The 11813-nt window shown below is 38.5% G+C and carries 10 protein-coding genes; 8 read left to right on the top strand and 2 right to left on the bottom strand.

All coding sequences use genetic code 11. From position 1 onward, the window contains the following. Positions 1-437: 437 nt before the first annotated feature. Positions 438-1580 carry a DNA-processing protein DprA gene (dprA, locus tag F6K22_RS15590; RefSeq protein WP_293099328.1) on the bottom strand — a complete coding sequence of 381 codons (1143 nt, stop codon included), beginning with the start codon at positions 1578-1580 and terminating at the stop codon, positions 438-440. A gap of 492 nt (positions 1581-2072) precedes the next feature. On the opposite strand from dprA, the gene F6K22_RS15585 reads away from it, so the two are divergent. From F6K22_RS15585 to F6K22_RS15570, 4 genes are all read left to right on the top strand, one after another. Continuing rightward, positions 2073-2561 (top strand): vWA domain-containing protein, encoded by a 489-nt coding sequence (locus F6K22_RS15585; protein WP_293099325.1) that lies wholly within the window; start codon positions 2073-2075, stop codon positions 2559-2561. Further along, positions 2562-2741, top strand: a complete 180-nt coding sequence (locus F6K22_RS15580; protein WP_293099322.1) for a hypothetical protein — start codon at positions 2562-2564, stop codon at positions 2739-2741. It begins immediately after the preceding gene. Positions 2742-3022: 281 nt separating this feature from the next. Continuing rightward, complete coding sequence (locus tag F6K22_RS15575) at positions 3023-4273, top strand: RNA-guided endonuclease InsQ/TnpB family protein (RefSeq protein ID WP_293099319.1); 1251 nt, start codon at positions 3023-3025, stop codon at positions 4271-4273. A gap of 86 nt (positions 4274-4359) precedes the next feature. Beyond that, on the top strand, positions 4360-4647 hold the full coding sequence (locus tag F6K22_RS15570; protein WP_293099316.1) for a hypothetical protein: 288 nt from the start codon (positions 4360-4362) through the stop codon (positions 4645-4647). A gap of 368 nt (positions 4648-5015) precedes the next feature. Here the strand turns inward: F6K22_RS15570 and F6K22_RS15565 are convergent, their stop codons facing one another. Next, positions 5016-5432 carry a mannose-binding lectin gene (locus F6K22_RS15565; protein ID WP_293099313.1) on the bottom strand — a complete coding sequence of 139 codons (417 nt, stop codon included), beginning with the start codon at positions 5430-5432 and terminating at the stop codon, positions 5016-5018. 325 nt (positions 5433-5757) lie between these two features. On the opposite strand from F6K22_RS15565, the gene F6K22_RS43505 reads away from it, so the two are divergent. The 4 genes from F6K22_RS43505 to F6K22_RS15545 all read left to right on the top strand — a co-directional run. Further along, complete coding sequence (locus F6K22_RS43505) at positions 5758-7665, top strand: GTPase family protein (protein ID WP_293099311.1); 1908 nt, start codon at positions 5758-5760, stop codon at positions 7663-7665. Positions 7666-7987: 322 nt separating this feature from the next. After that, entirely contained in the window at positions 7988-8587 is a 600-nt protein-coding gene (locus F6K22_RS15555; protein WP_293099308.1) for a Uma2 family endonuclease, read from the top strand. 450 nt (positions 8588-9037) lie between these two features. After that, the gene (locus F6K22_RS15550; protein ID WP_293099305.1) at positions 9038-9490 is read left to right on the top strand and encodes a hypothetical protein; all 453 of its coding nucleotides are present in this window, start codon (positions 9038-9040) and stop codon (positions 9488-9490) included. Positions 9491-9891: 401 nt separating this feature from the next. Further along, positions 9892-11813 (top strand): FAD-dependent oxidoreductase (locus F6K22_RS15545; protein ID WP_293099302.1); only part of this gene is annotated, 1922 nt, incomplete at its 3' end.

The raw sequence follows: 11813 nt of genomic DNA, 5'->3' as shown, positions 1-11813 counted from the left end.
TGTATAAAAAAATGTTCCATCTTCACATAATGCCAAATCTTTCTATATTTCCCCATCCCCCCACACTCCCCACCCTCCCCACACTCTATTATTTAATTACACCGATGCTACCGGACTTGATATTACCTCTCCCTAAAACGGATTGGATTGAATAAAAGGAAAATATTCACATTGTTTCTCCACGGCGAATAAGAGGATTTTTACCTTAATTATTCGGTAAATGTCTCCGATAAATTAGATAATTATTGTAAGCATTCAGCTAGCTCGCGGTCAGCTTTTAGCTGTTTCATAAATAATGAATATATACTCTCTCGGTCAAGGTCAGTTTTTTCCAATACTTTTAATTATCCTTAAATCTCTCAGTACTAATTCCTGCTCTAAAGGCAATTAACTAAGAGCTGATAGCTGATGGTTGATGGCTGAATCCTTACTAATTCTTAACTCTTTTGATAACGCATTCCTGGTAATTGAGTTACTAATCCTAATAATTCTAATTGTAGAAGAGAACTAGAAACTTCTCCTGATGATAAACCTGTTTTTTGAATAATTAAATCTAACAGAATAGGCTCACTAGAAATATGCTGAAAAATCTCAGCCAACATGGGTTCTAAATCTGGCATAGAAGTCTGTTTTTTATCCTCAAACAAAGATAACTGTTCCGAAGATTCTCCCACATCAATATCTAAAGGTGGCATTGCTCCTAACATTTCTAATAATCTATCCATAGTAATTGGAATTACCTCGGCACCTTTATTAATTAACTGTAAACAACCATAAGATTTTTCGTCATCTAAACGAGCGGGTAAAACATATACATCTCGACAAAATTCATTTGCCATATCTGCTGTAATTAAAGCACCAGATTTTTGCGGAGCTTCCATAATTAAAACTGCTCTACTTAATCCGGCAATAATTCTATTACGTTGTGGAAAATGTTTAGAATTTGGTTTAGTTCCCGCCGGATATTCACTAACAGCTAATCCCTGTTTAACGACTTGTTCAGCTAAACTTTTATTTTCCCTGGGATAAACCATATCAACCCCATTTCCGAATACAGCAATAGTCCGACCACCTACTTCTAAACAAGCACTATGAGCTTCCGTGTCAATTCCTGCTGCTAATCCCGAAACAATTGTAAACCCACTTTTTGCTAAAATTGAACTTATCTTCCGAGTCCAACGACGACCATATTCCGAAGGGTGTCTGGTACCAACTATTCCTACTGTGGGAGTAATACCTAGTATTTCTTCGGAGTCTACTACACCTCGATAATATAGCAGAGGCGGAGGTGTAGGAATTTCTTGCAGGAGACGGGGATAGTCTGAGTCTGCTGGTGTCCAAAAATTAGGATTTTTCTCAATGTGTTGTTTGAGGAGTTCTTCTGGGTTAATGCGCGATCGCTCTTCGACTATTTTCTCTACTTTGTGACGGCCAAATCCTGATATGTGGCCTAATTCTGCCGGGGTTGCTGTCCAAGCTATAGCTAAGGTGTCGAATTGTTGTTTGAGTTTTTGTAGGGCAATTGGACCTATACCGCTAATTTTTGCCCATGCTAACCAATAAGCACGTTCTTCTATCAATTATTTTGTCCTCTTGAGCAATGATCGGTTTTGAAATTATTGTAGGTTGGGTTGAGGGACGAAACCCAACAAACTCTTCAGTGAAAAGACCTAACCCCCCGACCCCCTTCCCTGCAAGGGAAGGGGGAGAGTATTTCTAGCATTTTATCCTCACAGACAGACTAATAATTATGACTTCCGTGCAATGTTAAGAAAGAAATATTTCTCTCCCCTCTCCTTGTAGGAGAGGGGTTGGGGGAGAGGTCTTACTTACCTCAACCCAAGACCATATAATGGTTTGGAGACCAAACTCCTACGGTTAATTTTTTTTCTGTATTTTATTGACTGTTTATTCAACATTAGCTAAACTATATATATAGGAAGTAAAAAAAGGTTTCAAAACAAAATAATTTATCTGATAACTGATAACTGAAATGACTGGTGCCAGCCAATTTATAGGCTAAAACCGAGGAATTTTTTGTGGAAATTTTGTCAAAAATTGGAGAAAAAAATATGACTAATAATATAGAAGTAGTTTTCAGTTTTGACACGACTGGGAGTATGTATCCTTGCCTAACTCAAGTACGTCGAAAAATTCAAAGTACAGTAACTCGATTAATCTCAGAAATTCCCGGTATTCGGATTGGAATTATTGCTCATGGAGATTATTGCGATCGCGACTCTACCTATGTGACTAAACATTTAGAATTATCTCAAGATATAGATAGTATTTGTAATTTTGTAGAAAATGTAGAAAGAACCCGTGGAGGAGATCCGCCAGAATGTTATGAATTAGTATTACATGAAGCTCAATCTTTAGGTTGGACGACTGGAGCAACTAAATCTTTAGTATTAATTGGAGATGATATTCCCCATCCACTAGCTAAAAATCCCCAAAAGTTAAATTGGCGAGAAGAGCTAAGTAAATTATCAGATATGGGAGTAACAGTATATGGAGTTCAAGGATTAAACCGTCGTCATGCCACAAAATTTTATCAATAATTGGCAGAAAAATCCGGTAGTTTTCATGTCGATCTAGACCAATTTGCTTATATTAACAATCTATTTTTAGCAGTTTGTTATCAACAATCTTCCGACGAACAATTGCAAAATTACGAACAGGAAGTTGTCGAAAATGGGCGGATGAGTCGTGGTTTAAGTAAGATTTTTAAGTTTGTCTAGCAGAAGTCCCGCACCATAGTTAACTTGGTGTCGGGATTCAGGCGTTATTTTTGAATCATTTTATCTACTTCTAAGCGCTTATCTTCAACATCATCAGGTAAATTATCTATGAAATCACTGATTACTTGTGTCATTGTTTTTTGTTTTTTTACTGCATATAACCTCAACTTATCTAATCTTTCTTTAGTTATTCGACAATGCAATGATTCTTTCATATTTATATGTTGCAATCATGTACACAAACTATTATATTATAGGTATGGTCGAAAGGGAAAATAAAGATGAGAATCGCTTACCAATACAAGTTGCGTCCAACAAACGAACAAGCCGAAAAAATAGATAGAACTTTAGATATGTTGCGGTGTCAATACAACTATATGTTGGCCGAAAGATTTAATTGGTGGGAACAAAATCGGTGTTCGATTAATGCTTGTCCTTTGATATGCCATCTTCCCGAATTAAAAGACCGACCAACAAGATTTAGTCAGCAAAAGTCATTAACTCAATTAAAGGTAGATAGACCTTGGTACAAAGAGATTCATTCCCAAGTTTTACAAGAAGTGCCAAAAAGAGTTGAGCTGGCTTTTGATAGATGGTTAAAAGGTGATGTTAATGGTAAACGATTAGGCAAGCCTAGATTCAAAGGCAAAGGTCAATACAAAACATTTACTTATCCTCAGTTTAAGCAACACCATTTTGTTAATAACAAAGTCAAATTATCTAAAATTGGTGATGTTAAAGTGATTGTACATAGACCTATTCCAGATGGCTTTAGCATCAATACAGTATCAGTTACTATAAAATCTAATGGATATTTTGTCACATTTAGTTTAGAAGATAAGTCTGTACCTGAAATTCAACCAGATATTAGGGGAGGTAAAATGGTAGGTATAGATGTAGGTCTTATAGATTTCTTTGTTACTTCTGATAATGAGTCTGTACCTGCTCCTAAATATTTGAGAAAGTCTGAAGGAAAACTTAAGTCAGCTCAAAGAAAAGTATCCAGGAGAAAGAAAGGTTCTAAACGTAGACAAAAAGCTATTAAACAATTAGCTAAGAAACATAGAAAAGTAGCTGACACTAGAAAAGATTTTCACTTTAAAACTGCTAATAATTTGTTATCTAAATATGACATTATTGCAGTAGAAAAGTTGAATATTAAAGGTATGGCTAAGTCTAGATTAGCTAAATCCGTACACGATGCAGGTTGGGGTCAATTCAATACTATATTAACTAACAAAGCCGTTTCGCTGCGCGACATGAAAAGCGCAGCTCCTCTGAAAGAGGCAAAAGCTGGTCAGTTAATTGTAGAAGTCAAACCTCATGGAACATCTGTTGAATGTAGTAGATGTGGTCATAAAGTCACGAAAACTTTGGCTCAGAGACAGCACAATTGTCCTAACTGTAATCTATCAATTGGTAGAGACTTAAATGCTGCAATTAATATTAAAAATAGAGCCAAAGTATTGATTGAAGACTTGCTGCCACCAATCAAATTTGAAACTGAGAAAGGTACTCAATTGAGCCTCTGAATGAAATCAATTGGAGAGGAAGGGTATTCCTTGCTAGCTCAATCAATGTCTACATAGTAGAGTCGTTGAGAAGCCCGCTTTGTAGCTTGTCTCAAAGTCGGGAGTATGTCACTAAAGGGCGTGGTTTTTATGAGTTTACAAAGACAGAAACTATTCAGGGAAAAAAGGAAATTATTTTAATGGATCGGGCGACTGGAGATATGTTTGAAGGAGAAGCTGCGCGGGAAATGTTGGGTTTGCCTCATGGTGCGACAGTGCGAATTAAACCTAATAATTTGGAGAAATATATGGTGTTTGTGCAGAGTACCTCGGTGAATCGGAAGTTGATTGGTGGGACTCGTTTTTTGTATGAAGTTGAGGATTGGAGTAGGTAGAGAATTGAGAATTGAGAATTGAGAATTCAGAATTTAGAAGTTATATCAAATCTCAAAATGTTGGAATGGTAGGGGCTGGTTCCGCGTTAAATTAATGGTGTTACCAATTATTCAAATGAACCCACCCCCGCACCTGTAGGAAGTCAGAAGTTAGAAGTTATATCATTTTCGGTAAAAAACTTATAATTAGGCTCGTAGTTGGGCTTTAACCCCTCCATAATATAATATAGGGCTAAAGCCCAACTACAAACAAAGGTAGTCCTGTAGATGTAGTGATATTTATAAGTAAATTCCTTTCACTCTCAGAAACAAAACTACAAAAATCACTACTTGTACATCACTACCTAGAAATGATAATAATCTCAGAATTATTCGTATTCTAAAACTCCGTCAATATTAGCAATGCGATCGTCTAAATTAATCTCTGTTGCTTCATAAGTATAGCCATCACGTTTTTCACATTTAGCATTGATTACATATTCGCGGTTACTGAGTAACTGTCCTAGATAGATCTCTTTACAGGTTCGGGAAAACAAATGATCGCCCCAAGATAATGTACCATCTAAGTTGCCGATGTAATCATCTAGGTTAATAGTAGTGTTTTCATACGCACCATTAATTTTTCGGCATTCTGCTGAGAGTGATGAACCATCGAGTTTTATGTCTGCACAACTTTGACTAAAATCTCCTGTTGCCATAGCTCTATCGACAACAAGATTAAAAGAAATAACACAAGCAAATAAAAATACCAACGTAACTTTTAGGAGAAAGTTCAGCTTTTTCATGTTGGATTAATCTCAATTGTAAGGTTTGCCAATAAGATGATTATGAAATATTTTTTACCTTTTTTTAAGATGTAGATATCTTAAATCTAGTTAGAGAGACACTTCTGAAAACTGCTGATTCAGCAACTTAACAGTTTTATTCTCAATAATTCGGTACTTCCTAATCAGCAATCTGATGGTAGTGTACATATTTGTCTTGCACTATCAATTAACTTTATATTTTTTTTGTAATTAACAAAAATTTAAAATTTATTGGTTGACAAGATTGTATAATTTTACCTTTAAACTCCTGCTTCTAGCAATAGACAAACTTAATATATACAACATGATACAACTCAAAAAATGGCAATTAACAATACTAGCTATTCCCCCGCTTGCTGTAGTCGCCTTCCTAATGATATCTGCTGGCAGACAAATCAATGATTGGGGTCTCAACTGGATCTGGGGAATATTCATCCTTGTATTCGTAGGGTGGCGTTGGTTGTTGGTGAAATGGACTCGACCTACAGTTACACAAATGGAGGAAGTAATAGCAGAAGTTAACAAACAAATTCCCACCACAGACAACACAACAACCCCACCCATAGAAAACGAAACTACCAAACAACTAGAAACCACCCTCCAAGAAATTCTCATATCCTGTCGTAACGACCCCCCATTCTGGGAAGACTGGCAAATATTCTGGCAGCGTTGCCAAGAAGTGGTAGTTGCCGTTGCTAATGCTTACCATCCCGAAGTCAAATATCCCATACTCAATATTTACATCCCTCAAGCTTACAGTTTAATTCGAGGTACTGTTGATGACGTAGACAGATGGATGCAAAAATTATCCCCGACTCTGAATCAAATAACTGTCGGTCAAGCATATCAGGGATATGAAATTTACCGCAAGTTAGAACCCTCTGCTCGGAAACTTTTCCAAGCTTGGGGTTGGGCGCAATGGTTATTTAACCCCGTCGCAGCAGCAGCTAAAGTCGCTAGTCGCCGTTACAGCGAACAAGCAAACCAGGAATTGTTGGTAAATTTTAGTCAAATATTGCGGGAAGTAGCGTTACGAAATTTATCTCGACAGGCGATCGCTCTTTATGGAGGTAGCAACCTAGAATTTTCTGAGTCTACTATTCCGACTCCGAGTCTCCCGAAAGCAGAAACTCAAACCCTGGAAAAAATTATTGCACAAGCTCAACCTGCGGAAACTGTGGAGCAAAAACCAGTTAATATTTTGTTGGTGGGGCGCACGGGAGCAGGAAAAAGTAGTTTGATTAATACTCTATTTGAAGCAGATCGCGCCGAAGTCGATGTGTTGCCAAGTACGGATGAAATTAAAAATTATCAGTGGCAAACTGAAATGGGAGAAATTCTCAATCTTTGGGATACCCCTGGTTACGAACAAGCTAACCGCACTGACCTGCGAAAATTGGTGCTTGAATATGCTCAAACTGCAGATTTATTATTATTAGTTACCCCTGCACTCGACCCCGCGCTACAAATGGATGTAGATTTTCTCCAAGACATGAAAGGGGAAATTACTGATTTGCCAGCTATTGTGATGATGACCCAAGTTGACCGTTTACGCCCGATGCGGGAATGGCAACCACCTTATAATTGGGTGTGGGGGGAACGCGCAAAGGAAAAATCTATTCGGGAGGCGACTCAATATCGGGCAGAAATATTGGGAGATTTTTGTAATCAAGTTTTGCCTGTGGTGACGGCGGATATTAAAACTAATAGAAATGGTTGGAATATTGATGCTATCTCTTTGTCTTTGCTAGAAGCTATTGCACCTGCAAAACAATTACGTCTAGCTCGATTTTTGCGCGATCGCGAAGCTCGTAGTGTGGCAGCAGCTAAAATTATCGATCGTTATACTTTTCAAATGGCGACTACTCAGGGGTTAACTGCTTTATTGAAAAGTCCGGTATTGCAATTCATTTCTACTCTGACAACAGGTTCGCCAACTTTAGCATATTTGCTTGCAGAAAAAATTCCTGTGGAAGAGTTGCCTGTAGTTATTGGTAAGTTACAGATGGCGTATGATTTGTTTTCACTGTTAAGTGGGGATGCAAATTTGGGTAGTTTTGACCTGTTAGCATTGTGGCCTTTATTATTAGAAAATCCCTCTTCACCAGACCGTAACGCTTGGGCATTTGGTCATGCTTTAGTTGAGTATTGGATGCAGCATTTAACTGTTGAACAATTGCGGGAAAGGTTTGAGAATTATTTGAAAATATAAGCAAGAAGTTTGATTAGACTATTAATTATGAATTACACAGTACAAGATATTTTCGTCATTGCAACCCACAGGGAAGCAATCTCAAATCCCAGTTTTTCTTACCTCATGCGTAAGTCCTGTTAATATTAATTCTCGGTAATTACAGCGGTTTTTATTTCCGTAGGCTACAATTATTTAAAGTATTCAATCCAACATGATATTAGAGATTGCTTCGGAGGTATTCTGTATCTAAAATCAAATTAATGTTTTTATTTCCTCCTCGCAATGACAGCTCAATTTGTCTTAAAATTTGCAAAATTGATATTCTTTGTAGAGAAAAATTATGGTGACAACTTTATCTCAGACAATAGCAGTTAATATTCCCAAAAAAATTAACCTGAAAATTAGTCACGAACAATTTATTGAGTTAGCACTGGTTAACCGAGATTTACAATTAGAAAGAACTGCCACAGGAGAATTAATTGTTATGGCACCGACACAAAGCGCTACGGGAAATCGTAACTCAAGTATTACAGGACAACTTTGGTCATGGAACTATCAAACAAAATTGGGGAAAACTTTTGATTCTTCTAGTGGTTTTCATTTGCCTAATGGTAGTAGTCGCTCCCCTGATGCTGCTTGGGTAAAACAGGAAAGATGGGATGCTTTAACTACCGAACAACAGGAAACTTTTGCGCCTTTATGTCCTGATTTTGTAGTAGAGTTACGTTCTAAAAATGATACTATTTCCGAGTTACAAAAAAAGATGAAAGAGTATCAGTCAAATGGTGCAAGATTAGGTTGGTTAATTGATACTAAAAATCAGAAAGTAGAGATTTATCGGCAAAATCAAGAAGTAGAAATATTGGAAAATCCTAATAGTTTATCTGGAGAAGATGTGTTGCCTGGGTTTATTTTAGATTTGACAGAAGTTTGGTATTAGGTAGTTGTATTTTATAATATTGTAGGTTGGGTTAAGCGGTAGCGCAACCCAACAAAAACTGCCCAGTAGTAGGGTGTGTTTTCGGCGCTTGAGCCGACATGAAACGCTGCGCGACATGAAAAGCGTTTCGGCTAAGAGCCGACATGAATGCGCAGCATTCCGCAGGAAAGCGTAACGCACCGCAGCACGCTACAAATAAACGATGCGTTACGGCGCAATGTAATATTTGATAGTTCAACCGTAGTTTGTAGTAAGCGCCTAACGCACCCTACTGGACCGTTTCAGCTAAAACTGTGCATGCGAGTTTCCTATTGCATCATTTAAGATGAAACAGTCCACTACAAACTACTACTCCACTACAGTTTTTTCGATTTGAGCTATAATATCTCCTAACTGTCAAGGCAGTTGCTATATATACTTTTTTGAACCATTTATCGGAGGATGATTCCTATGAATTTTATTAAAGCTGGTAGGATGGAAAAAGGTTTAATAGGAGTAATAACTCTAGGGATGAGTATTATTATTGCTAGGCCAAGTATTGCTAAAACTACTATTGGAGATTTACAACGCGATCGCAATGTGACTATTTCTGGCCAAGTGATAGAAATTTCGGGCGATGAATTTATGCTTGATGGTGGTACAGAGCAAATTTTAGTCTATCTTGATGATGGGAAACTCACGAATTTATTAGTGGGAGAAGAAGTAATAGTAGAGGGAGAGTATGACGATGATGATTTTGATGCTATATCTATTACTCGCCAAGATGGAAGTGTAATTAATTTTCAGTTAGCTTCAGATGACGATGACGATGACGATGATGATGATGACGATGATGACGATGATGACGATGACGATGATGATGATGATGATGACGACGATGATGACGATGATGATGATGACTAAGATGTTATAGAAATGATGAGGGCGATGAGGACATTCTCACGCCTCTCAAATTACCAATATATGAAGTAGAGCTACAATTTTCAAAGGTTGGTTATTGTGCAATGTAATATTTGACAGTTAAACTGTACTTTGTAGTAAGCGCCTTTTCATGTAGCTCCGCAAAACGCACCCTACAAACTACTCTACTAGCGGGTCTAGCTTGAAAATGTCGCTAAGTTTCAGCAACCCCGAAGACCTCTCCCCCGACCCCTCTCCTGCAAGGAGAGGGGAGAGATGCTCCCCCTTCCCTTGTAGGGAAGGGGGTTGGGGGGTTAGGTTTTACCCACAATTTTAGCCTAGACACGCTACTACAAACTGATAAAATATTGTCTAATCCTTGAAAATCCTAAAATCAAATCCTAATGAGCAACGGTATTCTAGACGATCGCTTTTTCACCAGACCGACTGAGGATCAAATTCTCTCATTTCCTATATTAATAGTGGGAGGTTCTACTGCTGCATATTCGGCAACCCTCGGCGCACTTAAAGCAGGGGCAAATGTTTGCCTTGTCCAACCAAAACAATTATTAGGCGGACAATTTACCACTCAAGCATTACCTGCTTCTGACGACCCTCAACTAGACCCAAAATTTAACCCAGGGGAAATATATGGAGATAAAGTAGACCGAGACAAATATGCTTTCTCCAAGACTCAATGGCAATTCCGCGAACGTAGTCGGGAACTCCAACCAGTGAATGGTAACAAAATTGATAACCCTGGTGGGGGTTGGGTAAGTGATTTTGCCACAACAACTCTAGTTATGGCACAAGCGCTGAATGAAGCTATCGAAGATTTTCTCAACAATGGCAAGTTAACCATTATTCCCTTTGCCGAACCTGTGGAAATTTTGTTTAGTGAGTCTCCTAACGAACGGCGACAGGTAACGGGTGTTGTCTTTCAGGATGTGCAAAATAATCAACGTTTTACTGTCAACGCTCAAATTACTATTGAAGCGACAGACTTGGGTGACTTATTAGAATTAGGAAATATTGAGTCGCGAGTCGGACAAGAATCACAAAATGATACGGGCGAACCATTTCTCCCCCAAGCACCTTTTCCCGAATGTCAGCAGTCAATTACTTTTTGTGCTGCTGTGGAAAAAACCGCTCAAGGTGGAGGTGTTCCCATCGGACAACCAGAAGGTTATGGCGTCCAACCTTGGTTAAAGACAGATAAATTTACTGCCAGTTTTCAGGGGCGGGCATTTTTTGAGCGGTTTGCCATTTTTACTTATCGGCGAATAAGACGTCTCAAGGAGGGTTACATCCCAACAACCAGTAATGGCGATGTGACTATCCTAAATTATGAGTCCAATGATTATATACTGGGTTTGCTGGTAGGGGTAAGTCGGAGCGATCGCCAAAAACATATTCAGGAAGCGCGGGAATATACTCAAGCTTACATCCATTATTTACAGTCGCAAACACTGAAAACCAACAACTGGCCATTAATAGGTGAGGTAGGGGAGTTAAAACCACGGGACGATCTAACTTGGACGAATGATGGTATTGCTCTGGAACCCTATATCCGAGAGTCAAGACGAGGGATAGCATTAACAACTATTGTTTACCGAGATACTGCCCAACAATATTATGGCGAGCAAGCGCGGGCGCGAACTTTTGATGATAGTGTTGGTATCGGTCATTATGCGTTGTTTGATATTCATCCCACCGATAACCCCAACCATCTTATTTTTAATAGTAAAGAGGAAATGAAATGTTTACCTTTTACTATTCCGTTAAAAGCAATGATACCTATTAGTACAGATAACCTAATTTTATCGGCGAAAAGTATTGGTACAACACATTTGAGTAATTCTGTATATCGGATGCACGCGGTTGAGTGGGCGATCGGGGAAGCAGGGGGTCATTTAGCTGCTTTTGCTCTGAATGAGGGAGTCGATGTGCGCACTATTGCCACAAATAAACGACTCATCTATAAATTTCAAGGTTTGTTAGCTAGTCATCAAATTCCCCTATTTTGGTATAACGATATTGCCCATGACGACCCAGACTTTGAGGCGATACAAATTCTCGCAACGGCAGGTTTTGTCAGGACAGAAAATTACAATCATTTATATTTTCTACCAGAGGGAACGGTAAACCGAGCAGTTGTTTCAGTGGCGGTGGTAAATGTGATGGGGTTTGAATGGCTTAACCCTCAGTTTCCGACTTTTACTGATGTACCGAAGGAGCATTTTGCCTATCGTGCAGTAGAAACAATGGCAGCAAAGGGTATTGTTTCGGGGATTGGAAATGGATATTTTGCGCCAAACTTACGATA

It is taken from the genome of Okeania sp. SIO2F4 (assembly GCF_010672385.1).
GTDB lineage: Bacteria > Cyanobacteriota > Cyanobacteriia > Cyanobacteriales > Microcoleaceae > Trichodesmium.
The sequence above is the reverse complement of the archived record's forward strand: the minus strand, read 5'-3'. Positions and strand labels throughout refer to the sequence as shown.

What these genes read in the sequence shown, in the direction of transcription:
- F6K22_RS15585 (WP_293099325.1), top strand. Translation starts at nt 2,073, where the DNA reads ATGACTAATAATATAGAAGTAGTTTTCAGTTTTGACACGACTGGGAGT.
- F6K22_RS15575 (WP_293099319.1), top strand. Translation starts at nt 3,023, where the DNA reads ATGAGAATCGCTTACCAATACAAGTTGCGTCCAACAAACGAACAAGCC.
- F6K22_RS15565 (WP_293099313.1), bottom strand. Translation starts at nt 5,432, where the DNA reads ATGAAAAAGCTGAACTTTCTCCTAAAAGTTACGTTGGTATTTTTATTT.
- F6K22_RS43505 (WP_293099311.1), top strand. Translation starts at nt 5,758, where the DNA reads ATGATACAACTCAAAAAATGGCAATTAACAATACTAGCTATTCCCCCG.
- F6K22_RS15555 (WP_293099308.1), top strand. Translation starts at nt 7,988, where the DNA reads ATGGTGACAACTTTATCTCAGACAATAGCAGTTAATATTCCCAAAAAA.
- F6K22_RS15550 (WP_293099305.1), top strand. Translation starts at nt 9,038, where the DNA reads ATGAATTTTATTAAAGCTGGTAGGATGGAAAAAGGTTTAATAGGAGTA.